A 23,442-nucleotide genomic window follows, 5' to 3' on the forward strand; every position below is an offset into this window, starting at 1 on the left:
TCAGCCGGTCGCCACCCGGGGCTCGCGGACGTCGTCGCCGAGGGTGTCCAGCACCAGCGCGGCGATGCGCTCGCGGTGGGCCTCGGCGGACCCGAGCAGCGCCGCGTCGGCGACGGCGCGCTTGTAGTACAGGTGCGCGACGTGCTCCCAGGTGAAGCCGATCCCGCCGTGCAGCTGCACCGCGTCGGCGGCGACCCGGTACGCCGTCTCCGAACAGGTGGCCTGCGCGATCGACACGGCGAGGTCGGCATCGTCGACGCGCGGGTCGTCGACCGCCCAGGCCGCGTGCAGCGCCGCGGTCCGGGCCTGTTCGACGGCGACGAGCATGTCCGCGCACCGGTGCTTGACCGCCTGGAACGACCCGATGGGCCTGCCGAACTGCAGCCGCTCCTTCGCGTAGGCGACGGTCAGGTCGAGCAGCCGGCGGGCGATGCCGGCCTGTTCGGCGGCGAGCAGCGCCCCGGCGGTGCGGAAGGCGTGCCGCAGCGCGCCGTCGGCGTCCGCGCCGGTGGCGAGTACGGTTCCGGTCGCCCCGTCGAGGACGACCCGGGCGACCGGGCGGGTCACGTCGAACGAGCCGCACCGCTGCACCCGCACCCCGTCGGCGCCGGGGTCGACCACGGCCAGCACCGGGCCCTCGGGCCCCGCGGCCGCGACGAACAGCACGTCCGCGGCGCCCGCGTCCGGGACGTGCTCCACCGTGCCGGTGAGCCGGTCGCCGTCGGCGGTGACACCGGCCGCGGAGGCGCCGTCGTAGGGCGTGGTGAGCCGGGCGACCAGGGCCGCGGTGCGCGAGCCGTCGGCCAGCGCGGCGAGCAGCGCGTCGCGCCCGTCGCCCGCCGGGGCCGCGACCAGCGCCGGGACCGCGAGCGCGACGGTGCCGAGCAGCGGCCCGGTCACCAGCGCCGCACCCAGCTCCTCCGCCGCGACGGCCTGGTCCACACAGGTCCCGCCGGCGCCGCCGAGGTCCTCGGGCACCGCGAGGGACAGCGCGCCGAGCTCGGTGCCGAGCCGGGCCCACAGTGCCCGGTCGAACCCGTCGGTGGTGTCGACGAGCCGGCGCAGGGTGGCCTCGTCGTGCTGGCGCTCGGCGAAGCGGTGCAGCGCCGCGCGCAGCTCGCGCTGCTCGTCGGTGACGTCGAACTCCCGGAGCTCCTGCTCAGCCACGGGGGACCTCCTTCCAGGGGCGGTCGGAGTCCGACCGGGGCTCGCCGGGCAGACCCAGCACGCGTTCGCCGAGGATGTTGCGCATGACCTCCGAGGTACCGCCCTCGATGGTGTTCGCGCGCGAGCGCAGGAAGCGCTGCTGCACCGTGGAGTTCGGGTCGGTGTGCACCCGCCCGCGGTCCATCGTCCAGTCGTCGTAGAGCAGCGCGTCCGGGCCGAGCAGGTCCATGCAGAACTCGTAGACGTCCTGGTTCAGCTCGGCGCCGACCAGCTTGGACACCGACCCCTCCGGACCGGGCTGTCCGGCGCTCGCGGTGCGCCGCGCGCGGGCCAGGGTGAGGCGGTGGGTCTCGGCGCGGGTCCACAGTGCCGCGAGCCGGTCGCGCAGCACCGGGGTGTGCCGGTCGGGGTGGGCCCGCCACAGGCCGAGGGCCTCGCCGATGACGCCGCTGCCGCGCCGCCCGGTGACCCCGCCGATGGCGGTGCGCTCGTTCATCAGGGTGGTGATCGCGACCTTCCAGCCGGCGCCGACCTCACCGAGCCGGTGCGCGTCGAGGACCCGGGCGTCGTGCAGGTGGACCTCGTTGAACTCGGCCTGCCCGGTCATCTGCCGTAGCGGGCGGACGTCGACGCCCGGCTGGGTCATGTCGATCACGAAGTAGGTCAGGCCGCGGTGCTTGGGCTGCTCGGGGTCGGTGCGGGCGACGAGCATCCCCCACCGCGCGACGTGGGCCAGGGTCGTCCAGACCTTCTGCCCGTTGACGACCCACTCGTCACCGTCACGGACCGCGGAGGTGGCCAGGCCCGCGACGTCGGAGCCGGCGCCGGGCTCGCTGAACAGCTGGCACCAGATCTCCTCGCCGGTGGCCATCGGCCGGAGCCAGGCCCCGACCCGGTCACGGTCCTGGCCGTACTCGACCACGGTCGGCGCGCCCATGCCGTAGCCGATCGGGTTGACCGCGAACATCCGCTCGCCGCCGGCGTCGGTGACGATCTGGTCGACCACCGGCTGGAGCCCGCGGGACAGCCCGAGGCCGCCGAGCCCCTCGGGGTGGTGCACCCAGGCGAGCCCGGCGTCGTAGAGGGCGCCGAACAGCTCCTCGCGCGGCACCGACAGCGGGTCGTGGGCCTCGACCACCTCCCGGGCGGCCTGTGCCACGCGGGCCGCGTCGGATGCCGGTCGGGTCGTGGTGGGCGAGCTCATCGCACCTCCGGAAGGTGGGCCTGACGGTCGTCGTCGACGTCGCTCCGAACCTAGCCGTCATCAGTTTCGGGGACCACGGTTAACGGTTCCTGGTCCGTGCGCGACATCAGGTTCGTCCGTCCGACGCAGTCCGAACCGCAGGAGCAACGATGCCCGCCACCACCGCCGCCACCCACCGTCCCGCGGCCCCCGTCCTCGACGGGACCGCGCTGCCGGGCTGGGTGCTGCTGCTGATCACCGCCGGGCTGGCCGCCGCCGTCGTCGTGATCATGGTGCTGTCGTACAGCGGGCTGGCCTGACCCATACTCGGGAGTGATGCCCCCACTCCCCGACCTGCCGGTCCGCGCCGTCCTCGACGAGCTGCGGGCGGCGCTGGACGACCGCGGCGGCGCCGTGCTCGTCGCCCCGCCCGGTACCGGCAAGACCACCCTCGTCCCGCTCGCCCTGGCCGGGCTCGACGGCTCCGGCCCGGCACCCGGGGGCACGGTGCTGGTCGCCGAGCCGCGCCGGGTCGCCGCCCGCGCCGCCGCGGCCCGGATGTCGTCGCTGCTGGGGACCGAGGTCGGTGGGCCGGTCGGCTACCGCGTCCGCGGCGACGCCCGCACCGGGCCAGACACCCGGGTCGAGGTCGTCACCTCCGGCCTGCTGCTGCGCCGCCTCGCCGGGGACCCGGAGCTGGCCGGGGTGTCCACCGTCGTCCTCGACGAGGTGCACGAGCGTCACCTCGACGCCGACCTGCTGCTCACCCTGCTGCTCGACGCCCGCGACGGGCTGCGGCCCGACCTGCGGCTGCTCGCCACCTCCGCGACTCTCGACACGGCCCGCCCCGCCGTGCTGCTGGGCGACGACGACCGGCCCGCGCCGGTGCTGGAGGTCGCCGCCCGCAGCTACGACGTCGCCGTCGCCCACGTCCCGCCCGCCCGGGCCGGTCGCGGCGGGAGCGAGCGGATCGAGAACACCGTCGCCCGGACGTGCGTGCGGGCGCTCGAGCACGGCAGCGTGCTGGCGTTCCTGCCGGGCGTCGCGGAGATCGCGCGGACCGCGTCCGCGCTGCGCGAGCTCGGACCCGACGCCGACGTCCTCGCGCTGCACGGCAGGCTGCCTGCCGCGGAGCAGGACGCGGCGCTGCGCGACGGGCCTCGGCGCCGGATCGTGCTCGCCACCGCCGTCGCCGAGTCCAGCCTGACCGTGCCCGGTGTCCGGGCCGTCGTCGACTCCGGGCTGGTCCGGGTCCCGCACACCGACCACCGGCGCGGACTGTCCGGCCTCGTGACGCGGCGGGTCTCGCGCGCGGTCGCGACCCAGCGCGCGGGCCGCGCCGGCCGGGAGGCGCCCGGCGTCGCCTACCGCTGCTGGCCCGAGGGCGAGGTCCTCGCCGACGCCCCGGACCCCGAGATCCGCACCGCCGACCTCACCGCGCTCGCGCTGGACCTCGCCGTCTGGGGCACCCCCGACGGCAGCGGTCTGCGCTGGTGGGACGCCCCGCCGCCCGGTCCGCTGGCCGCCGGACGGACGGTGCTGACCGCACTCGGCGCGATCGACACGCGAGGCGCGGTCACCGACCGGGGACGGCGGATCTCCGCGCTGGGCCTGCACCCGCGCCTCGCCAGGGCCCTGCTCGACGGCGTCGCCGCCGGTGGGGACCCGCGGGAGGTCGCCGGGATCGTCGCCGTCCTCGACGACGACACCCTCGCCGGCCCCGCCGACGACCTGACCGCCGCACTGACCCGGCTGCGCTCCGGCGACGCCCCCGGCGCCGGGCGGTGGCGTGGGGACCGGGACCGCCTGACCGGTGCACTGCGCCGCGCCCGCGCCTCGTCGCCCGCCTCCTCCTCGGTCGCCGCCTCGCCGACCGCCACCGTGTCGCCGGGCACCTCGCCGGGAGCCGGGGCGCACTCCGGCCCGGCCGCCGCGGCCCCGGGCCCTGCGCGCGAACGGGCCGGGCGCGCCGCGGGGGCTCCGGGCGCCGAGCTCGTCGCGCTGGTCACCGGGCTCGCCTACCCCGAACGGCTCGCCCGGCGCCGCGACGCCGCGGCCGGGGTGTTCCTCATGACCGGTGGCACCGCCGTCGAGGTCCCGCCCGGCCCGCTGCGCGACGCCGAGTGGCTGGCCGTCGCCGTCGCCGACCGGCGCCCCGGGCAGACCCACGGCCGGGTCCGCCTCGCCGCGACCACCGACGCCGCGACCGCGCTGCGGGCCGCCGCGCCGCTGCGGGTCACCGGCTCGGAGGCCGTCTGGAGCGACGGCGACGTCCGCGCCCGCACCGTCGACCGGCTCGGCGCGATCGTGCTGTCGGAGAAGCCCGACCGCTCCCCCGACCCCGGCGCCGTCCGCGACGCGCTCGTCGCCGGGCTGCGTGCCGAGGGCACCGGGCTGCTGCGCTGGACGGCGGGGGCGGTCTCCCTGCGCGAGCGGTTGGACTTCCTGCACCGGGTGCTGGGCACACCGTGGCCCGACGTGTCCGAGGAGGCGCTGCTCGACTCGGCCGCCGATCCCGCCGGGTGGCTGGCCGGTCCGCTCGCCACCGCCCGGCGCCGCTCCGACCTGGCCCGGGTCGACGCCGGCCCCGCGCTGCGCCGCCACGTCGCCGCGTACGTGGGCGGGCTCGCCGGGCGGATCGACGAGCTGGCCCCGGAGCGGCTCACCGTCCCCACCGGGTCCCGGATCGCGCTGGACTACTCCGGCGCGGCCCCGGCCCTGCCGGTGAAGGTCCAGGAGGTGTTCGGGTGGACCGGCTCCCCGGCCGTCGCCGACGGGCGGGTGCCGGTGGTGCTGCACCTGCTCTCCCCCGCCGGGCGTCCGACGGCGGTCACCGCGGACCTGGACTCGTTCTGGGACAACGCCTACCCGCAGGTCCGGGCCGAGCTCCGCGGGCGCTACCCGAAGCACGCCTGGCCCGAGGACCCGCGGACCGCGACACCGGGACGGGGCACCGGGCGCCGGAGATGAGCCCCGCGCCCCGCACGCCGGAGCTCCGCCGGCGCGGAGGCCCTGTCGCCGAGATGCAGCTCAGCGGGAATTGTGGATCTCCACAGCCCGCTGAGCTGCATCTCGACGAGCGCGGGACGACGGACCGCGACGGCGCGTAAGGCCCGGGCCTCGCTCCGCGGGACAGCCGGGCCGCTCAGCGGACCTGGTCGGCGAACACCACGACGTTGTCGACGTAGCTGCGGGCCGACCGGTCGAACACCCCGCCGCAGGTGATCAGTCGCAGGCCCGCGTGGTCGAGATCGCCGTAGACCTCGGCGGTCGGGAACTCCGCCTTGGGGAAGCGCCCCACCCGGCGCACGGCGAACACCACCGACGTCCCGTCGGCGCGGTCGACGCGGATCTCGTCGCCGGGCTCGAGGGTGTCCAGGTCGGCGAAGGCGCCGGGCAGTCCCTTCCAGTCGACGTGCGCGGTGAGCACGGCGGGACCGACCTCCCCCGGGGTCGGTGCGCCGGTGTACCAGCCGACCGTTCCCGCATCCTCGGGGACCTCCATCGACCGGTCGGCGGCCAGCCCCATCGGCCGGGGCACGGTGTCGAGCCCGAGCCGGTCGACCCGCAGCCGGACCGGCTCGGACCGCACCAGCGGCGCGGGCCCCGGCGGCAGCAACGCCCCCGGCGCGGGCGCCGGAGCGGGCACCGGGACGGAGGCGACGGCCGTCGCCCCGGGCTCGGGTGCGCCCGCGGGGTCGGCGAGCAGCAGCGCGGCGGTGAGGACACCGACCGGCGCCAGCACCCGCGTCACCCGGCGCAGCGCACCGGCCCGTCGCCGCGCCCGTCGCCCGCGGTCCGGGCTCCCGCGCCGCACCGTCCCGGCCCGGTCCCCGGCCACCGTTCCGCGACCGGCGTGGTCCCCGGCCACCGTCCCGCGCCCGGACCGGTCCCCGGCCACGGGGCCGCGCCCGGCCCGCGCACCGGGCGGTGCGGCGGGTCCGGGCACCGGGAGGACGGGACCGGGCACGGTGCCGGGGTCAGCCGCGGCGACCGGCGGCGACGCGCCGCACCGCGACCGCGCCGATGCCACCGGCGACGACGGCACCGAGCGCCAGCGGCAGCACGTCGGCCGGGCCGCCACCGGCCTCGACGCCACCGACCGGCGTCGCGGTGACCTGGGTGGAGTCGTCGGAGGCGGCCTCGACCGCGGCCGGGGACGCCGCGCTGCCGTAGTCGTGGTCCTCGCAGGCCTGACCGTCGTTGTCGCGGTCGAGTCCGTAGGGGTCACCCGGGGTCAGGGCAGACTGGGCGTCGGCCTGGCTGGCGAAGTCCTTGCAGTTGCGGTCCTGGGCGAAGGCCGTACCGGCGAGCGGGAGGGCGGCCGCGGTCGCGACGAGCACGGCGGCGGACAGGGAGCGGAGGCGCATCGGGGGTGTCCTTCCGGGGAACGTGGGGGGAGCCACGCAGGTAGCAGCGATCCGGACGTGTCGGTCGTTACACCCGATCGTGAATGGATCCGAACGGGCTTGAACCGGCTCCGCCGGGCGGCGGAAGGTGGTCCGGTGAACGCTCTCTCCACCCCCGACGACGTCCGTGCCGCGGCAGCGATCCTGCGCGGCCACGCCCACCGCACCCCCGTCCTCACCTCCCGGCTCACCGACGCCGAGCTCGGCGCACAGGTGTTCGTGAAGGCGGAGAACCTCCAGCGCACCGGGAGCTTCAAGTTCCGCGGGGCGTTCCACACGCTGTCCCGGCTGTCCGCGGCACAGCGGCGGGCGGGGGTCGTCGCGTACTCCTCGGGCAACCACGCCCAAGCCGTGGCGCTGGCCGCGCAGCTGCTGGAGGTCCCCGCGACGATCGTGATGCTGCACGACGCCCCGGCCTCGAAGCTCGCCGCCACCCGCGGCTACGGCGCCGAGGTCGTCGGCTACGACCGCTACGCCGAGGACCGCGCGGCCATCGCGACCGCGCTGTCGGAGGAGCGTGGGCTCACCCTCGTCCCGCCCTACGACCACCCGCACGTCATCGCCGGGCAGGGCACCGCGGTGCTGGAGCTGCTGGAGGACCACGGCCCGCTCGACGCGCTGTTCGTCTGCCTCGGCGGGGGCGGGCTGCTCTCCGGATCACTGCTCGCGACGCAGGCCCTGTCCCCCGACGCCCAGGTGTACGGCGTCGAGCCCGAGGCCGGCGACGACGGCCTGCAGTCCCTGCGCGCCGGGCACGTCGTGCGCATCCCGCAGCCCCGCACGCTCGCCGACGGCGCCGCCACCACCCACCTCGGCGACCACACGTTCCCCGTGATCGCGCAGCTCGTCACCGACATCGTGACCGTGCCCGACACCGCCCTGGTCGAGTCGATGGCGCTGTTCGCGGCGCGCTACAAGGTGCTCGTCGAGCCGACCGGGGCGCTGGCCTTCGCGGGCGTGCGGGCGGCCGTCGCCGCGGACCCGCAGCGGTGGGCGGGGACGCGGATCGGCGTCACGATCTCCGGTGGCAACGTCGACCTGGACCGCTTCGCCGCCCTCGTCACCGGCTGACCGCGCCACCGGCCCGGGCGGCACGACACGGAGGGGCCCCGTCCGGACGGTCCGGACGGGGCCCGGTCGGGGCGGAGGGTCTCAGCGCCGGTCGTGCTGCAGCGCGTCCTCGGCGATCACCGCCTCGGTCGGCAGCCCGGGCACCTCCCGGACGGCCTCCTCGGCGGCGGCGCGCTCGTGCGACGGGCCGGGCTGCTCGGCCTCGGCATCGGCGGCGTCCAGGTCACGGCGGATCGTCGAGAGCAGCGCCACCCCCACCAGCACGACGACCGCGGCGATCAGGAACGGCACCGAGGCGCCGACGGCCGCGGCCATCAGTCCCGCGGCGAACGGGGCGAGGCCGCCACCGATGAACCGGACGAACCCGTAGGTGGCCGACGCGGTCGGGCGGGGCACCGGCGAGATCGACATGACCGCCGTCGTCACCAGGGTGTTGTTGACGCCGACCACGATGCCGGACAGGATCACCGCGACGATCACCACGGCGGGCACGTCGTCGAACAGCCCGATGGCCGCGAGCAGCACCGCGATGCCGACGAGCGCGCCGTAGAGGGTGCGCGCGGTGCCGAAGCGGTCCTTGAGCCAGGGCGCGCCGAACACCGCGAAGGCCGCGACGAGCAGCCCCCAGCCGAAGAACACCGCACCGAGCGAGATCGGGTCGAGCCCGCCCATCAGGAACGGTGCGTAGCCGAGCAGGGTGAAGAAGCCCCAGTTGTAGAGCAGCCCGACCCCGCTGGTGGTGGCGAGCGCGCGGTGGCGCAGGGCGGCCAGCGGTTCGGAGAACCGTGCCTTGCGGGTCGGGACCGGCGTCGGTTCCAGCAGCACGACGGTCGCGACGAGCGCGATCAGCATCAGCACCGAGACGCCGAAGAACGGGCCCCGCCAGGAGACGTTGCCGAGCAGGCCGCCGAGCAGCGGACCGGTCGCGATGCCCACGCCGAGCGCGGTCTCGTAGAGCACGATCGCACCGGCGAAGCCGCCCGAGGCCGAACCGACGATCACCGCGAGCGAGGTCGCGATGAACAGCGCGTTGCCCAGGCCCCAGCCGGCCCGGAAGCCGACGATGCCCCAGATCCCCGACGACGCCCCGGCCAGCGCCGCGAACACCACGATCAGCGCGAGGCCGGTGATGAGGGTCCTCTTCGCGCCGATCCGGGACGACACCCAGCCGGTCACCAGCATCGCGATCGCGGTCACGACGAGGTAGCTGGTGAACAGCAGCTCGACCTCGGCGTGCGTGGCGTGCAGCTGCCCGGACAGCGACGGCAGGATCGGGTCGACCAGCCCGATGCCCATGAACGAGATGACGCAGGCGAAGGCCACCGCCCAGACGGCCTTGGGCTGGCGGAACGGGCTGGGGGCGTGCGCCGCGCCGGATGTTCGGGACATGTCATCGCCTTCCCCCGGGAACGGACCCCGGAGAGATCATGGACGTATCGGACCTGTCGAACATTGCATCACGCAACACATGTCATGAGCAATGCGAAGGACCGTGACCGTGCCCATGTCCCGCTACGGTCGGGGACCCGCCGTCGAGGAGGCCCCGTTGCCGCACACCGCCGACGAGGCCGACCGCCTCGCCCGGCAGGCCGCGTTCCTGGGCGCACTCGCCGCGATCGGCGCCCTGCTCCTGGCCGTGCTCGGCTGGGCCGGTGGCGCGGTCGCGATGTGGATGGGTGTCACGGCCCGCCGCCGCGGCGCGGGGCGCACCGCCGTCGTCGCGATCGCGCTCGGCGGCCTCGGCCTGGTCGCCGGCGTCGGGAACGCCCTGCTGGGCGCCTACCTGTTCCGCTGACCGGTGGTCCGCAGCACCGGCTTGCCCGGAGCCCGGTCCGGTGACTCCAGGTGCGCGTGCGCGGCGGCGACGGCCGCGACGCCGTCGTCCAGGTCGAAGACCCGCTCCACCAGCGGGGTGAGCGTGCCCGCGGCGAGCCCGGCGCGGGCGAACGCCTCGGCGCGGGCCAGCACCGCCGCGTCGCCGGTGACCTCGCGGACGTGGAAGCGGCGCAGCCACACCGGCGCGTACCCGGCCGCGGGCAGCGGTGTCGGCTCCCCGGACAGTCCGCCGTGGACGATCACCGCGCCGCCCGGGGCGCAGGCCCGCACCAGCCGGGCGACGCCGGGCCCGCCCTCGGCGTCGAGGACCAGGTCGGCACCGCCGCCGAGCGCGGACCGCAGCGTCTCGGCGTCGGGCGTGCCGGTCAGCACCTCGGCGGCCCCGGCGGAGCGCAGGACCGCGGCGTGCCGGTCGTCGGGCACGACGGCGACGGCGTGCACCCCGAGGTGCCGCGCGACCTGCAGCGCCGCGGCCCCGATACTGTTCGCCGCGGCGGTGACGACGAGCCGGTCCCCCTCCCGCAGCCGGACGGCGTGGCGGGTCATGCCCCACACCGTCAGCAGCGGCATCCACAGCGCGGCGGCGCCGTTGTCGTCGAGACCGGGCGGGCGGGCCAGCAGCGACCGGACCGGTACGACGGCCTCGTCGGCGTAGACCGGGTGCTCGTTCTGCGACGACGCCGGGATCACGCACACCTCGTCGCCGGGCGCCCAGCCCGTCACCCCCGGACCGGTCCCGAGCACGGTGCCCGAGCACTCGCTGCCCAGGCCCGCGGGGAGCACCGGGGCGTCGAGGTAGGTGCCGCGGCGGAAGTTGACCTCGGAGCGGTTGAGCCCGACCGCGTGCACCCGGATCCGCACCTCCCCCGGGCCCGGGTCGCGCAGCGGCAGCCGCTCGAGCCGCAGCACCTCCGGGCCGCCCGTGGTGTGGAAGCGGACGGTGCGCACGAGCGGGGACGTCACGACGGACCAGCCTAGGTCCGTGGCGGCCGGTGGGGCACGATGAGCGCCGTTGCACGGGGAGAGGACAGGGATGCGGCGTCGGGTCGAGGTCGGGCTGGAGCGGATCACGTTCTTCAGCGACGGGGTGTTCGCCATCGCGATCACGCTGCTGGTGCTGCCGCTGACCGACGCCGAGATCGGCCCGGGCCCGGTCGCCCCGCAGCTGGTGGAGCTGCTGCCGCGGATGCTCACCTTCGCGCTGAGCTTCGCGGTGATCGGGCGGTACTGGACGGTCCACCACCAGCTGTTCGCCCGCTTCGACCGCGCCGACGCCCGGATGATGACGCTCAACCTCGGCTACCTGTTCGGCATCGCGTTCCTGCCGTTCCCGACGTCGCTGCTCGGCGGGCACGGCGACAGCACCGCGGCCGTCGTGCTCTATGCGGCCACGCTGGTCGTCATCGGCTCGTTCTCCGCCGCGATGTGGGCCTACGGCTCCTACCGAGGCCGCCTGACCCGCGCCGACGTGACCCCGGACGAGGCCCGCCACACGCTGGTCAACGGGCTGGCGCCGGTGGTGTCGTTCCTGCCGTCGCTGGTGATCGCCCCGCTGAGCCCGACCTGGGCGATGCTGTCCTGGCTGCTGACCGTCCCGGTCTCGGCCGTCGCCGAGCGGCTGTTCCCCGAGCACCGCGCGGCGCGGGCCCGCGCGCAGGCGGGCACGCCGGACACCGCGTGAGGCTCAGACCTCGTTGCTGATCTCGACGAGATTCCCGTCCGGATCGCGCAGGTAGACGCTGAGCAGCGGACCCCGGGCCCCGGTCCGCTCGACCGGCCCCTCCTCGACGGCCACGCCGGCCTCGGCCAGCTCGCGCCGGACCTGCTCGATCGGGTCGAGGGTGATCAGGCACAGGTCGGCGCTGCCCGGAGTGGGCCGCTCGGCCTTCGGCTCGAACTCCCGCCCCGCCTCGTGCAGGTTGATCTTGCTCGGGCCGAAGGCGAGTGCGCGGCGCCCGCCGCCGAACTCGACGGCCTCCATCCCGAGCACGCGGGTGTAGAAGGCGACGGTGGCGTCGATGTCGGCGACGGTCAGCACCAGGTGGTCGAGGTGGTCGATGCGCATGCCCGCGATGCTGGCAGCCGGGCCACCCGGACGCAGATCCTCCTGTGGGTGACCGCCACCGCCCCGGACCGTGACCGGGCGTCCGACGTCGACACCCACACGGACCACTCGGGCGGGTCGCTACCGGCGAACGGGCGTTCGTGAATCACCCTTGTACCTGGCCGTGCAGCCGAGTGGAGAGGGACGAGGACGCACGTGGACGACGAGCTGACGACCGGCGGGGAGACCCCGCCCGCGGACACCGCGAGCACCCCGGCGCCCGAGCCGCCGAAGCGGAGGCGGGGCAGGCCACCGGGTTCGACGGCCCGCACCACCCGGGTCGTGACCATGACCCTGACGGTCAGCGGTTCCGCCGACGGCGACTGGCAGGCCGAGCTGAAGCAGGGCACCACGTGGGTGGCCCGCGGCCTGCCGGTGACGGCGTCGGCGGTGTCCGCGGCGGCTGCGGCGCTGCACGCCGACCTGTCCGGCCCGGTCGACGAGCTCATCGAGGGCGCCCGGTCGGCGAAGGCCGCGCGGGTGGCGGAGCTGGAGGCCGAGCTGGAGCAGGCCCGCAAGGACCTGGCCGAGCTGGAGCAGTGACCGCGCCGGGGTGACCGGCGCGGTGGCTCAGCCGAGCAGCGGCCCCAGTGTCGTGGCGTGCTCGCGCAGGAGGGTGACCAGCTCGGGGTCCGGGTCGGCGACCCGGGTCGCCGGGCCGGACAGCGCGAGACCCGCGACGAGCGCCCCGTCGGCGGGCGAACGGACCGGTACGGCCAGGCACCCGCGGTCCGGGCGCAGCTGACCGGTCTGGGTGGCCAGGCCGTCGCGGCGGACGGCGTCGAGGACGGCGTCGAGCGCGTCCGGGTCGGTGACGGTGCGGTCGGTGACCGGGCGCAGGTCGCGGACCAGGGCCCGCCAGTCGGGCTGCTCGGCGAGCAGCAGCCTGCCCAGCGCGGAGGCCTGGGGCAGCCGGGCGAGCAGGTCGGCGTCGCTGGGCGGGTGGTCCGGGTCCGGGTCGAGGACCTGCAGCCGGGCGCCGTCGAAGATCGCCAGGTGCACGCCCCAGCGGACCCGGCCGCGCAGGTGGTCGACGACGGTGCGCGCGGCGGTCGGCAACCGCGGGACCGCGACCGGGGACAGCCGCGCGGCGCGGCGGCCGAGCGCGAAGCCGCGCAGGTCGGGCAGCCGGACCAGGTACTCCTCACCGACGAGCAGGTTCAGCACCCGGTAGGTGGTCGCCGGGGGCAGCCGCAGCGCCGCCGAGATCTCCTTGGCGGTGACCCCGGGTCCGGCCGCGACGACCTCCTCGAGCACCGCGAGCGCGGTCCGCACGGCCCGTGGCTGGCGTCCGCTGATCGGCGCCGGGTCCACCGTCACCGGGCCCGCCCCCAGACGTCGGAGGCGACGGTCTCGTCGTAGACGCCCAGGCCGTGCAGCCGCCCGCGGCGGCGCAGCACGACGGCCCACACCGCACCGGCCCCGAGCGCCGCGGCGAGCGCGATCCCGGTGGCCGGGGCGGCGACGACGAACGCGACCAGGGCCGCGACCAGCGACGGGACGGCCACCACCGCGGTCGCGACCGCGGCCGGGGTCAGCTCGCCGATGCGGCGCAGGAACGCCGGCGCGGCCAGGCAGACCAGCGCGTAGCCGACGAGGAACCCGACCGTCGCGACGCCGAGCAGCGCGGCGAGCACCGTCCCGACGGGGACGCCCAGCGCGACCGGGACGGCGACCGCGAGCGTCGCCGCGGGCGCCCCGAGCCCGACGGCGACGTGCGGGGTCCGGAACCGGCGGTGGGTACGCCCCAGCGGGCGGGGCACGACGCCGTCGCGGGCCAGGGCGAACAGCACCCGCGACAGTGCGGTGGTCGTCGCGACCGCGCAGGCGAGGAAGGACAGGACGAGCGCGGCGTCGAGCAGCGGGGGGATCCAGGACCAGCCGCGGGCGACGGCGAGCACCTGCACCGGCTGGGTCTGCCCGGCGAGCCCGCCCGGGACGGCGGCGAACCCGGCGACCTGCACCGCGGCCGCGAAGACGTAGAGCACCGCGGTCACCGCCGCGGTCGCCGTGACCGCGCGCGGCACCGACCGGAACGGGCGCCGGGCCTCGGCCCCGAGCGAGGTCGCCACCTCGAACCCGATGAACGCCGCGAGCGCGGGCACCACGCCCGCGGCGACCGCTCCCGGGCCGGCGGGCGGGACGGGCGCGCCGGGGCCGGGCAGCGGGCCGCCGACGAGCAGCACCACGAACACCCCGACCAGCACCGCGACCGCGACCGCCTCCACCAGCAGCACCACCCGGGCCGCGGGGCGGACCCCGCGCACGACCAGCGCGGTCACCACCGCACCGACCGCGACGGCGAGCAGTGCCGACGCGAGCGGCCCGGTCGCCCACGGCCCGCACAACGGCCCGAGGTAGGCCACGGCACCCGCGATCGCCGCGCCGCACAGCAGCAGGTACCCGGCCAGCGTCGCGATCCCGGCCGCGAACGCCGGTCCGGCGCCGAGGCCCTGCGCGGTCAGCGTGTAGATCCCCCCGGGTGCCGCCATCCGGCGGGTGAACCGGGCGACCGAGGCGGCGACGAGCAGCGCGAGCACACCGGCGACGACGAACGACCACACCGTCCCCGCCCCGGCCATTCCCGCGACGATCACCGGGGTGGCCGCCATCGCCGCCGAGGGTGCCGAGCCGGCGATCGACTGCGCCGCGACGTCGGCCGGGCCCACCCGTCGCCGGGCCAGACCGTGCACCGGTGACCGGTCACGCAACGACGTCACGACGCCCCCTCCCGCCCTCACCGGTGATCCTCGCCCGCGGACACTAGCTCCCCGTGTCGACGCCATGACCAGCGACGACGGGTCGAACGAGAAACACTCCGGCGCCGTTCCCGCAGCGCGGGAACACCACCGCCGGTGATTCGCACCACACGGGATCCGGCGTTGTGCACGGTCCGTGGCACCGGCCACCGTCCCGGCACCCGACGTCCGCCTCGACCGCCAGGGGGAACCGTGAGCGCACCCGCGCCCCGCCCGTCACCACCGTCGCCGTCCCCGGAGCCCGCGGACCGGCACCGTCTGCGCGGGACGCTGGGCGCCGGGTCGATCGTGTTCATGGTGGTCGCCGCGGCCGCGCCGCTGACCGTCGTCGCCGGGACGGTGCCGCTGGGACTGGCCGCGGGCAACGGCGCCGCGTTCCCGATGACCTTCGTGCTGTGCGCGGTGGTGCTGCTGCTGTTCGCGGTGGGCTTCTGCGCGATGTCGCGGCACGTGCCGGGTGCCGGCGCGTTCTACGCCTACGTCGCCCGCGGGCTCGGCGCCGCGCCGGGCCTGGGCTCGGCCTTCCTCGCGCTGGTCACCTACACCGCGGTGCAGGCCGCGGTGTACGGCTACCTGGGCGCGACCGTCGACGCGCTGGTGCAGCACTACGGCGGGCCCGCCCTGCCCTGGTACCACTACGCGGCCCTGGCGCTCGTCGTCGCCGGGGTGCTCGGCTACCGCCACATCGAGCTGTCCGGCAGGGTTCTGGGCACGCTGCTGGTCGCCGAGGTCGCGATCGTGCTGGTGTTCGACGCCGTCGTCGCCGCGACCGGCGGGCTCGGCTCCGGCCGCTCGACGGCGCTGTTCGTGCCGTCGCAGTTCCTGTCCGGTTCGCTCGGCATCGCGATCATGTTCGCGATCGCGTCGTTCATCGGGTTCGAGGCCACCGCGGTGTTCCGCGACGAGGCCCGCGACCCCGGGCGCACCATCCCCCGCGCCACCTACCTGGCCCTCGTGCTGATCGGCGCGTTCTACACGCTGTCGTCGTGGGCGGTCGTCTCCGCCTGGGGCGACGACGGCGCCGTGGCCCGCGCGACCGAGGACCCCGGGAACATGATCGTCGCGACGATCACCGCGGTGCTCGGCCCCGTCGGCGGCGACCTGGCCCAGGTCCTGCTGGTCACCAGCCTGTTCGCGGCGCTGCTGTCGTTCCACAACGTGCTCTCGCGCTACCTGTTCGCCCTCGGCAACGCCGGCTCGATGCCCGCCGCGCTGGGCCGCAGTCACGCCCGGCACGCCTCGCCGCACGCCGCGTCGGCGGCGCAGTCGGGCACCGCGCTGGCGCTGATCGCGGTGTTCGCGGTGACCGGGATGGACCCGGTGACCCAGGTGTTCGCCTGGATGGCCGGGACCGCGACCCTCGGGGTGCTCGCCCTGATGGCGCTGACCTGCGCCGCGGTGCTCGTGTTCTTCCGCCGCTCGCGCGTCGACACCCGGTTCTGGCACACCGCCCTGGCCCCGGCGCTGGGACTGGCCGGTCTGCTGGTCTGCCTGTGGCTGACCGTCGCGAACTTCCCGACGCTCATCGGCGGCTCCCCCGCGCTGGCCACCGCCATCGGCGGGGTCCTGGTCGCCGCGTTCGTGCTCGGAACGGTCCTGACCCGGTTCACGGGTGACCGCCCCGGGACCTTGCCCTCGCCCGACGCGCCCGGAACCGTCACCGGGTACGACACCGCCGGAACCGACCTCCAGGAGGAGACCCGATGACCGCCGTCCAGGAGCCGCGCACCACCGCGAGCCACCCGCTGGCCCCGACCACGGAGGCCGAGGTCACCGTCGTCCGCGAGGTCCTCGCCGCGGCCGGGCTGCTCGAGGAGAACGTCCGCTTCGCGTTCTTCGCCCCCGAGGAGCCGCCCAAGTCCGAGGTCCTCGCCCACCCCGACGGCGCCGACGCCGACCGCAGCTTCCGGGCGGTGCTGCTGGACCTGGGCACCGGCCGCTCCCGCGACACGGTCGTCTCGGTCACCCGTCGTGAGCTGGTCTCCTGCCGCGAGCTGGAGCCCGAGCGGGAGGGGCAGCCGCCGATCATCGACTCGGAGTTCGAGTTCATCGAGGACGTCCTGAACGCCTCGCCGGACTGGCTCGCCGCGCTGGAGAAGCGCGGGCTGGAGCCCGCCTCGGTGCGCGCCGTGCCGCTGTCGGCCGGCGTCTACGACATCCCCGGGGAGAAGGGCCGCCGCCTCGCCCGCGCCTTCGGGTTCCGCCAGGACCACGAGGCCGACCACGCCTGGGCACATCCCGTCGACGGGCTCGTCGCCTACGTCGACCTCACCGCCCGCACGGTCGACCGGGTCATCGACACCGGCGTCGTGCCGGTGCCCGCGACCAGCGGGAACTTCGACGACCCGGCCGTACAGGGCGAGCACATGACCTCGCTCAAGCCGATCGAGATCACGCAGCCCGAGGGGCGCTCGTTCACCGTCACCGACGGCCGGGTCCGCTGGGGCAAGTGGGACCTGCGCGTCGGGTTCAACGAGCGCGAGGGCCTGACCCTGCACCAGATCGCCTTCGACGAGCGCCCGATCTGCTACCGCGCCTCGGTCGCGGAGATGGTCGTGCCCTACGCCGACCCGGCGCCGGTGCGGTTCTGGCAGAACTACTTCGACTGCGGCGAGTACATGTTCGCCCGCTACGCCGACTCCCTGCAGCTGGGCTGCGACTGCCTCGGCGACATCCACTACCTCGACGCGGTGGTCGCCGACGACCTGGGCAACCCGCGCACGATCAGCAACGCCATCTGCATGCACGAGGAGGACCACGGCGTCCTCTGGAAGCACACCGACATCTTCACCGGCGCCCGTGAGGTGCGCCGCCAGCGTCGCCTGGTGATCTCGTTCTTCACCCCGATCGGCAACTACGACTACGGCTTCTACTGGTACCTCTACCTCGACGGCACCATCGAGCTGGAGTGCAAGGCGACCGGCATCGTGTTCACCTCCGGCACGCCCGGCGAGTACGCCACCGAGGTCGCGCCCGGACTGGGTGCGCCGTTCCACCAGCACCTGTTCTCCGCGCGGCTGGACATGACCGTCGACGGCACGGCCAACGCCGTCGAGGAGGTTGAGGCGGTCCGCGTGCCGATGGGCGAGGGCAACGCCCACGGCAACGCGTTCGCCCGCTCGGCCACCCGGCTGACCCGTGAGTCGCAGGCCCAGCGCGACGCCGACCCGGGGTCCGGGCGGGTCTGGCACGTGGTGAACACCGAGAGGACCAACGCCCTGGGACGGCCGGTCGGCTACGTCCTGCACCCGCACGGGCAGCCCACCCTGCTGGCGGACCCGGCGTCGTCGATCCACGCGCGGGCGACGTTCGCCTCGAAGGCGCTGTGGGTGACCCGCTACGACCCGGCGCAGCGCTACCCGGCCGGTGACTTCGTCAACCAGAACCCGGGTGGGGACGGGCTGCCGTCCTGGGTGGCCGCGGACCGCGACCTCGACGGCCAGGACGTCGTGCTGTGGCACACCTTCGGGCTGACCCACTTCCCGCGGCCGGAGGACTGGCCGGTCATGCCGGTCGACTACACCGGCTTCGTCCTGAAGCCGGCCGGCTTCTTCGATCGCAACCCGGCGCTGGACGTGCCACCGGTGGAGTCGAGGAACTGCCACTGAACGGATCACCACTGAGGGCAGGCTCTGCGGGGGCGACCCCGCGGAGCCGCCTCAGCGGGTCGGGGCGAACGGCCGCAGCGCGTCGGGGACCCGGCCGGTCACGATGTTCTCCGCCACCAGCCGACCGGTGAGCGGGCCCAGCACCATGCCCCACATCCCCAGCCCGCCCGCGACGAACACCCGCGGTGAACGGGTCGGCCCGGCCAACGGGAGTCCGTCCGGGGTGCACGGCCGGGAACCGACCCACTCGTCGGCCCGGTCGGTGAGATCGGCACCCCGCAGGAACGGCTCCACCGCGCGGGTGATCGCGGCGATCCGGCGCGGGTCGAGCGGCTCCTGGGGTGCCCGGAACTCCATCATCCCCGCGATCCGCAGCCGGTCCCCCAGCGGTGTCATGGCCACCCGCTGGGCCGGGAGATACACCGGCCCCTCAGGCAGCTCGGTCACCGGTACGGCGAAGCTGTACCCGCGCCCGGCCTGCACCGGGGTCCGCACGCCGAACGGCCGGGACAGCCCGGTGCCGAGCGCGCCGGTGGCGAGCACGACCGCGTCGAACCGGGTCTCGTCGGGCCGGCCCTCCTGGGTCCAGCGGACCGTGACCGCACCGCCGTCGTCGTGCACACCGGTGACGCCGGCGCCCTCCCGCAGCAGCGCACCGCCGGAGGTGACCGCACCGGCCAGGCCGGCCAGGCACCGGGGCGGGTCCACGAACCGCTGGTCGTGCAGGGCGACCGCGCCGGCCACCCGGTCGGAGAGCATCGGGGCCCGGGACCGGGCCTCGTCGCCGTCGAGCACGTCGTGTCCGACCTTCTGACCGGTCTCGGCCATCGCCGCCAGCTCCGCGAGCAGCTCGCCGCGCCCCGCGAGGTCGTCGAAGCAGACCAGGAACTCCCCGGCCGGGCGCATCGCGAGATCGGCACCGCCGGCGGCGATCTCGTCGACGGCGTCCAGCGCCAGCTCGTTGACGTCGCGGTAGGCGGCCAACCCCCGCCGGTGCCGGGCCGGCGTGCTGTTCCGGACGAACCCCGCGAGGAAGCGCCACAGTCGCGGGTTCGCCCGCGGCGGCACGTAGACCGGTGACGACGGGTCCAGCGCGGCCCGGATCCCGACGCGCAGCATCGCGGGCCCCGGCAGCGGTGTGGTCAGGGCCGGGGCCAACCAGCCCGCGTTGCCCCAGGACGCCCCCGATCCGGCCGTGCGCTCCTCGAACACCTCGACGTCGATCCCGTCACGCAGCAGGAACCACGCCGTCGACAGGCCGAGCATTCCCGCACCCACCACCGCGACCCGGCGCGGCACCGGCGCCCGTCCACTCTCCATCACTGCTCCTCCTCCATGATCGCAATCCGAGTCTGGGGCCCATCGGGTCGTGCCGGCACGGTCGTCCCGGGCAGCGTCCGGGACCGCGGGCTTGCCGGGATCCGGCAACGTGGAAGCCGTTTATGGCAGCTCGTGGTAGTTCTGCCTGCGGGGAGTCCGGCACATCGCCGCACACCCGCCGTACGAGGAGTGGACGATGAGCGTGACCCGGGTCTGGCTGACCGAGCGAAGCCACCAGGAACTGCATGCCGAGCTGCGGACGTTGCTGCAGCAGCGGAGGGCCGTGGCCGTGGTCGACGGCCGCGAGCACGACAGTCCGGACGGGCCGGGGGCCGAGGAGCGCGACCGCGAGCAACGGATCCGGCGGCTGCAGGAGCTGCTGCACGATCCTGTGGTCGGCGACCGGCCGCCGGACGACGGCGTCGCCGAGCCCGGCATGGCGGTCACCGTGCGCTACGACGACGGCGAGACCGAGACCTTCCTGCTCTCGCACGACGAGAACCGGATCCGCTCCGACGGGACCATGATCTGCTCGCCGGACTCCCCACTCGGCCGCGCGCTGCACGGCGCGCACCAGGGGGACGTCGTCCGGTACCAGCTCCCGGACGGCGGGTCGGCGGAGTGCACGCTGCTCCGCGCCGTGCCCTTCGAGCACTGACCCGACGCATCGTGTACGGGACGGAACGCGCCGGGGGCAACAACGGGATCCGGCAGCCGGACGCGCCGGTCTCGGATGCCTGGCTGCGCCGGGTCGCCGACGAGGCCGGGCGCGGGGCGGGCGGCGTCCCGCCCGAGCTGCTCGGCGGCTTCCTGCGGGTACTGGCCGACGCTGCGGCGACCGGCAGACTGCCCTCGGACGCCGAACTGGACGCGGTGCGGCGCAACGGCGGACGGGCCGCCGAGCTGGGGGTCGGCGCGGGGAACGCGGTACAGCTCTACCTGTCTGCCGCCTGGCGGCTGTGGCGGGAGATCCCGCCGACCGCGCACTTCCGGGACGCCGGGACCACGGCGAACGCAGCGGAGGCGGTCATGCGGGCGGTGGACCTGGCGGTGGCCGGGCTCGCCGACGGCTACACCGCGGCCCGCCGGGACCTGGTACGACACGAGGAGACACTGCGCCGTGAGCTGATCGAGGACCTGCTGCGTGGAGACGGTGACGCCGGCGGGCTGGTCGCGCGGGCCGAACCGTTCGGGATGGACCTGGGCCGGCCGCACCAGGTCGCGCTGGCCGCGCCGGACGGCCGCCCGGCGCGGGTGGACGCCGTGCCGGCGTCCCTGGAACGCACCGTCGTGCGCGGGGTCGGGGACCGGGACGTCCTGGTCGCCACCAAGGACGGCCGGATCGTCGTCATCGCCCCGGCGGGCATCGGTGCCGGCAGCCTCGGCGACCTGCTGCACCGCGAGCTGACCCGCACCGGGCGCCCCACCGGTTGGCGGGTCGCGGTGGGGCGCGCACACTCGGGGTCCTACGGGATCGCCCGTTCCTACGAGGAAGCCAGGGAGGCACTGACGACGGCGGGCAGGCTGCAGCTGCCGGCGCAGGTACTGCGGGCCGAGGACATGCTGGTGTACCGGGTGCTGCTGCGGGACCAGCCGGCGATCACCGACCTGGTGCAGACCGTCGCCGTGCCGCTGGCCGGGGCGCGCGGCGGCGCGGCCCCGCTGCTGGACACCCTGGAGGCCTACTTCGCCACCGGCTGCGTGGTCGCCGGGACCGCGCGGCAGCTGCACCTGTCGGTCCGTGCCGTCTCCTACCGCCTGGAGCGGATCGCCGAGCTGACCGGCCACGATCCGGCCGACCCCGCGCAGCGCTTCACGCTGCACGCCGCCGTGCTCGGGGCCCGGCTGCTCGGCTGGCCCGGCCGTGACCTCCCGCCCGGCGACGCGGGCTGAGCCGGGGACGCCGGCCGCGGTCGTCGGCGCGCAGACGCTGCATCCGGACCCGGCCCGCCCGCTCACGCACGCCGAGGCCGGGGCGCTGATCCGGATCGGGCCGGGCACTAGGGTCGCTACCGATCCGATCGCCGATCCACAGGAGGATCCGTGGCACTCGCCGCAGGGGACACCGTCCCCGACGTCCAGCTCATGACCCCGACCGCCGACGGCCCCAAGCCGGTGCAGAGCGCCACCGCCCTGGGCAGCGGCACCGTCGTGCTGTTCGGCGTTCCCGGGGCCTTCACCCCGGCCTGTTCCGACACCCATCTGCCCGGCTTCGTGCTGCGGGCCGACGAGCTGAAGCAGAAGGGCGTCGACACCGTCGTCTGCACCGCGGCCAACGACGCCTTCGTGCTCGGCGCCTGGGCGGACGCCCGCAACGTCGGCGACGCCGTGCTGATGCTGGCCGACGGCAACGCCGAGTTCGCCACCGCCGCCGGACTGGACATGGACGGCTCGAAGTTCGGCCTCGGCACCCGCTCGAAGCGCTACGCCGCGATCATCAAGGACGGCGTGGTGCAGTGGATCGGCGTCGAGGACGTCCCGTCCTCGGTCGAGGTGTCCGGCGTCGAGTCGGTGCTCGCGCAGCTCTGAGGTTCCGGGCCGACCGGCACGCGGGCCTACACTGGCCCGCGTGCCGAAGGTCCTGGGCTCGCTGGCGACGCACCGCGTGCAGGTACGCGAGCGGGTGTTCGACGCCCTGCGCGTGCAGCTCTACGAACGCGGCTTCGACACGGTGACCCTGTCCGGGGTCGCCGCGGCCGCCGGCGTGGGGCGCTCGGCGCTCTACAACCACTTCCCCGACCGCCAGGCCCTGCTCGTCGCGTTCGTCGAGCACGAGGCGGAGCGCTACGTCGCCGAGCTCGACGCCGCGCTCGCCGAGGCCGCGGACCCCCGCGAACGGCTCGCCGCCTTCGCCCGGCTGCAGCTGCGCCGCCTCGCCGAGTTCCACCTCCCGCCGGGCCAGGCGCTGGCCGGTGCCCTGGACCCGGCCGCCTACCGCCGGATCGCCGCGCACGCCGACCCCATCGGGGACCGGCTGGTGGCGGTGCTGCGCGAGGGCGCGGCGCAGGGCTGCATGGTCGACGACGACCCCCGGGTGCTCGCCGCCGTCGTGGCGGGGGCGCTGTCGAGCAGGCGGATCGTCGACGTCGACCCGGCGGAGCTCGACGCGACGATCGCGACGGCGGTCGCGGCCGTGCTGCGAGCGGTCTCGACGGTTGCGCGCGACTGAGGCTAGCCTTACCCGCGTCGGGGCCCTACCATCGTGATCTGACACGGTGTCAGATCCGGCGCCGTGCCGTCGCACCAGACGTCACGTCACGGGAGGGCCGATGGACGCCACGACCCCCATCACGGGCACGCTGTCCGCCGATCTCCGCCAGGCCACCTGGGCGGTGCACGAGCGGGCCCACCGGTGCAGCTACTTCGGGGCGCTGTTCGACGGTGATCTCCCGTTGGACGCCTACACCCTGCTCGCGGAGCAGTACGTCGCGATCTACACCGCGCTGGAGGAGGCCGGGGACGCCCTGGCCGCCGACCCGGTCGCGGCACCGTTCGTGATCGACGAGCTGCGCCGGGTGCCCGCGCTGCACGCAGACCTGGACGCCCTCGGCGGGGGTGTCCCCCGGATCCTCCCCGCCACCGCGGCCTACGTCGCCCGGCTGCGCGAGGCGGCGTCGGACCCGGCGCTGTTCGTGGCCCACCACTACACCCGCTACCTGGGTGACCTGGCCGGCGGCCAGGTCGTCGGGAAGATCCTGCAGCGCACCTACGGCATCGACGGCCCCGGGCGGCTGTTCTACGACTTCGGGGCCCTCGGCAGCCCGTCGGCGTTCCGGACCCGCTACCGCGCCCTGCTCGACGACGCGGCCTGGACCCCGGCGCAGCGCGAGCGGCTGCTCGCCGAGGCGGTGCACGCCTTCGAGCTGAACATCGCCGTCCTCACCGAGATGGCGCAGGAGGTCGGGCTCGCGCAGCCGCTGGCGTCCTGAGCCGGAATCGGGGGAACTAGGATCGACGCCCGTCCCCCGACCACCGATCCCAGGAG

General features: G+C 75.7%; 23 protein-coding genes. 13 read left to right on the forward strand and 10 right to left on the reverse strand.

All coding sequences use genetic code 11. The annotated features are described in order from the left end of the window. Positions 1–1,167 carry an acyl-CoA dehydrogenase family protein gene (locus MTO91_RS16205; protein ID WP_073574544.1) on the reverse strand — a complete coding sequence of 389 codons (1,167 nt, stop codon included), beginning with the start codon at positions 1,165–1,167 and terminating at the stop codon, positions 1–3. Further along, positions 1,160–2,371: an acyl-CoA dehydrogenase family protein gene (locus tag MTO91_RS16210; RefSeq protein ID WP_073574543.1), complete on the reverse strand. Its 1,212-nt coding sequence runs from the start codon at positions 2,369–2,371 to the stop codon at positions 1,160–1,162. Before MTO91_RS16210 ends, MTO91_RS16205 begins: the two co-directional genes overlap by 8 nt. A gap of 149 nt (positions 2,372–2,520) precedes the next feature. On the opposite strand from MTO91_RS16210, the gene MTO91_RS16215 reads away from it, so the two are divergent. Next, entirely contained in the window at positions 2,521–2,670 is a 150-nt protein-coding gene (locus MTO91_RS16215; protein ID WP_157818196.1) for a hypothetical protein, read from the forward strand. A gap of 16 nt (positions 2,671–2,686) precedes the next feature. Then, positions 2,687–5,320, forward strand: a complete 2,634-nt coding sequence (locus MTO91_RS16220; protein ID WP_357438732.1) for an ATP-dependent RNA helicase — start codon at positions 2,687–2,689, stop codon at positions 5,318–5,320. A 175-nt stretch (positions 5,321–5,495) separates the two neighbouring features. Here the strand turns inward: MTO91_RS16220 and MTO91_RS16225 are convergent, their stop codons facing one another. Continuing rightward, positions 5,496–6,299, reverse strand: a complete 804-nt coding sequence (locus MTO91_RS16225) for a class F sortase (RefSeq protein WP_476651732.1) — start codon at positions 6,297–6,299, stop codon at positions 5,496–5,498. A 31-nt stretch (positions 6,300–6,330) separates the two neighbouring features. After that, complete coding sequence (locus MTO91_RS16230) at positions 6,331–6,720, reverse strand: excalibur calcium-binding domain-containing protein (protein ID WP_476651733.1); 390 nt, start codon at positions 6,718–6,720, stop codon at positions 6,331–6,333. Positions 6,721–6,855: 135 nt separating this feature from the next. Here MTO91_RS16230 and MTO91_RS16235 point away from each other — a divergent pair, with 135 nt between their 5' ends. Continuing rightward, complete coding sequence (locus MTO91_RS16235; protein WP_476651734.1) at positions 6,856–7,830, forward strand: threo-3-hydroxy-L-aspartate ammonia-lyase; 975 nt, start codon at positions 6,856–6,858, stop codon at positions 7,828–7,830. 81 nt (positions 7,831–7,911) lie between these two features. On the opposite strand, the gene MTO91_RS16240 is transcribed toward MTO91_RS16235, so the two are convergent. Beyond that, on the reverse strand, positions 7,912–9,219 hold the full coding sequence (locus MTO91_RS16240; protein ID WP_476651735.1) for an MFS transporter: 1,308 nt from the start codon (positions 9,217–9,219) through the stop codon (positions 7,912–7,914). A gap of 115 nt (positions 9,220–9,334) precedes the next feature. On the opposite strand from MTO91_RS16240, the gene MTO91_RS16245 reads away from it, so the two are divergent. Beyond that, entirely contained in the window at positions 9,335–9,625 is a 291-nt protein-coding gene (locus tag MTO91_RS16245; protein WP_476651737.1) for a hypothetical protein, read from the forward strand. Here MTO91_RS16245 and MTO91_RS16250 read toward each other — a convergent pair. Then, a complete protein-coding gene (locus MTO91_RS16250; protein WP_476651738.1) occupies positions 9,610–10,629 on the reverse strand; it encodes an alcohol dehydrogenase catalytic domain-containing protein in 1,020 nt (339 codons plus the stop codon). The genes MTO91_RS16245 and MTO91_RS16250 overlap by 16 nt on opposite strands. A gap of 70 nt (positions 10,630–10,699) precedes the next feature. On the opposite strand from MTO91_RS16250, the gene MTO91_RS16255 reads away from it, so the two are divergent. Further along, the gene (locus MTO91_RS16255) at positions 10,700–11,347 is read left to right on the forward strand and encodes a TMEM175 family protein (RefSeq protein ID WP_346104851.1); all 648 of its coding nucleotides are present in this window, start codon (positions 10,700–10,702) and stop codon (positions 11,345–11,347) included. Between the two features lie 3 nt (positions 11,348–11,350). On the opposite strand, the gene MTO91_RS16260 is transcribed toward MTO91_RS16255, so the two are convergent. Beyond that, positions 11,351–11,731, reverse strand: a complete 381-nt coding sequence (locus MTO91_RS16260; protein WP_476651740.1) for a VOC family protein — start codon at positions 11,729–11,731, stop codon at positions 11,351–11,353. 195 nt (positions 11,732–11,926) lie between these two features. On the opposite strand from MTO91_RS16260, the gene MTO91_RS16265 reads away from it, so the two are divergent. Further along, positions 11,927–12,313, forward strand: a complete 387-nt coding sequence (locus MTO91_RS16265) for a DUF6319 family protein (protein WP_307799818.1) — start codon at positions 11,927–11,929, stop codon at positions 12,311–12,313. Between the two features lie 27 nt (positions 12,314–12,340). Here MTO91_RS16265 and MTO91_RS16270 read toward each other — a convergent pair whose 3' ends face one another. Next, positions 12,341–13,045 (reverse strand): IclR family transcriptional regulator, encoded by a 705-nt coding sequence (locus MTO91_RS16270; RefSeq protein WP_350591071.1) that lies wholly within the window; start codon positions 13,043–13,045, stop codon positions 12,341–12,343. Positions 13,046–13,086: 41 nt separating this feature from the next. Next, positions 13,087–14,490 (reverse strand): APC family permease, encoded by a 1,404-nt coding sequence (locus tag MTO91_RS16275; protein ID WP_208825540.1) that lies wholly within the window; start codon positions 14,488–14,490, stop codon positions 13,087–13,089. A gap of 231 nt (positions 14,491–14,721) precedes the next feature. On the opposite strand from MTO91_RS16275, the gene MTO91_RS16280 reads away from it, so the two are divergent. Together MTO91_RS16280 and MTO91_RS16285 are read left to right on the forward strand one after the other, a co-directional pair. Further along, positions 14,722–16,236 carry an APC family permease gene (locus tag MTO91_RS16280; protein ID WP_476651741.1) on the forward strand — a complete coding sequence of 505 codons (1,515 nt, stop codon included), beginning with the start codon at positions 14,722–14,724 and terminating at the stop codon, positions 16,234–16,236. After that, on the forward strand, positions 16,233–18,137 hold the full coding sequence (locus MTO91_RS16285; protein ID WP_405416662.1) for a primary-amine oxidase: 1,905 nt from the start codon (positions 16,233–16,235) through the stop codon (positions 18,135–18,137). The genes MTO91_RS16280 and MTO91_RS16285 overlap by 4 nt, the downstream gene beginning before the upstream one ends. A 51-nt stretch (positions 18,138–18,188) precedes the next feature. Here MTO91_RS16285 and MTO91_RS16290 read toward each other — a convergent pair whose 3' ends face one another. Continuing rightward, positions 18,189–19,457, reverse strand: a complete 1,269-nt coding sequence (locus tag MTO91_RS16290) for an NAD(P)/FAD-dependent oxidoreductase (protein WP_405416661.1) — start codon at positions 19,455–19,457, stop codon at positions 18,189–18,191. A gap of 196 nt (positions 19,458–19,653) precedes the next feature. Between MTO91_RS16290 and MTO91_RS16295 the strand changes: the two genes are divergently transcribed. The 5 genes from MTO91_RS16295 (at position 19,654) to MTO91_RS16315 (ending at position 23,386) form a co-directional block, all read left to right on the forward strand. After that, positions 19,654–20,115 (forward strand): GreA/GreB family elongation factor, encoded by a 462-nt coding sequence (locus MTO91_RS16295; RefSeq protein ID WP_476651742.1) that lies wholly within the window; start codon positions 19,654–19,656, stop codon positions 20,113–20,115. Positions 20,116–20,126: 11 nt separating this feature from the next. Then, positions 20,127–21,350, forward strand: coding sequence for a PucR family transcriptional regulator (locus tag MTO91_RS16300; protein WP_405416658.1), 1,224 nt, complete (start codon positions 20,127–20,129; stop codon positions 21,348–21,350). Between the two features lie 150 nt (positions 21,351–21,500). Beyond that, entirely contained in the window at positions 21,501–21,986 is a 486-nt protein-coding gene (locus tag MTO91_RS16305) for a peroxiredoxin (RefSeq protein WP_405416657.1), read from the forward strand. Positions 21,987–22,026: 40 nt separating this feature from the next. Beyond that, positions 22,027–22,626 (forward strand): TetR/AcrR family transcriptional regulator, encoded by a 600-nt coding sequence (locus tag MTO91_RS16310; protein WP_476651744.1) that lies wholly within the window; start codon positions 22,027–22,029, stop codon positions 22,624–22,626. 100 nt (positions 22,627–22,726) lie between these two features. Next, on the forward strand, positions 22,727–23,386 hold the full coding sequence (locus tag MTO91_RS16315; protein WP_476651745.1) for a biliverdin-producing heme oxygenase: 660 nt from the start codon (positions 22,727–22,729) through the stop codon (positions 23,384–23,386). The last annotated feature ends 56 nt before the right edge of the window (positions 23,387–23,442 follow it).

It is taken from the genome of Pseudonocardia sp. 2-7 (assembly GCF_056341085.1).

What these genes read in the sequence shown, in the direction of transcription:
- MTO91_RS16285 (WP_405416662.1), top strand. Translation starts at nt 16,233, where the DNA reads ATGACCGCCGTCCAGGAGCCGCGCACCACCGCGAGCCACCCGCTGGCC.
- MTO91_RS16220 (WP_357438732.1), top strand. Translation starts at nt 2,687, where the DNA reads ATGCCCCCACTCCCCGACCTGCCGGTCCGCGCCGTCCTCGACGAGCTG.
- MTO91_RS16255 (WP_346104851.1), top strand. Translation starts at nt 10,700, where the DNA reads ATGCGGCGTCGGGTCGAGGTCGGGCTGGAGCGGATCACGTTCTTCAGC.
- MTO91_RS16240 (WP_476651735.1), bottom strand. Translation starts at nt 9,219, where the DNA reads ATGTCCCGAACATCCGGCGCGGCGCACGCCCCCAGCCCGTTCCGCCAG.
- MTO91_RS16290 (WP_405416661.1), bottom strand. Translation starts at nt 19,457, where the DNA reads ATGGAGAGTGGACGGGCGCCGGTGCCGCGCCGGGTCGCGGTGGTGGGT.
- MTO91_RS16210 (WP_073574543.1), bottom strand. Translation starts at nt 2,371, where the DNA reads ATGAGCTCGCCCACCACGACCCGACCGGCATCCGACGCGGCCCGCGTG.
- MTO91_RS16215 (WP_157818196.1), top strand. Translation starts at nt 2,521, where the DNA reads ATGCCCGCCACCACCGCCGCCACCCACCGTCCCGCGGCCCCCGTCCTC.
- MTO91_RS16245 (WP_476651737.1), top strand. Translation starts at nt 9,335, where the DNA reads ATGTCCCGCTACGGTCGGGGACCCGCCGTCGAGGAGGCCCCGTTGCCG.
- MTO91_RS16230 (WP_476651733.1), bottom strand. Translation starts at nt 6,720, where the DNA reads ATGCGCCTCCGCTCCCTGTCCGCCGCCGTGCTCGTCGCGACCGCGGCC.
- MTO91_RS16260 (WP_476651740.1), bottom strand. Translation starts at nt 11,731, where the DNA reads ATGCGCATCGACCACCTCGACCACCTGGTGCTGACCGTCGCCGACATC.
- MTO91_RS16295 (WP_476651742.1), top strand. Translation starts at nt 19,654, where the DNA reads ATGAGCGTGACCCGGGTCTGGCTGACCGAGCGAAGCCACCAGGAACTG.
- MTO91_RS16315 (WP_476651745.1), top strand. Translation starts at nt 22,727, where the DNA reads ATGGACGCCACGACCCCCATCACGGGCACGCTGTCCGCCGATCTCCGC.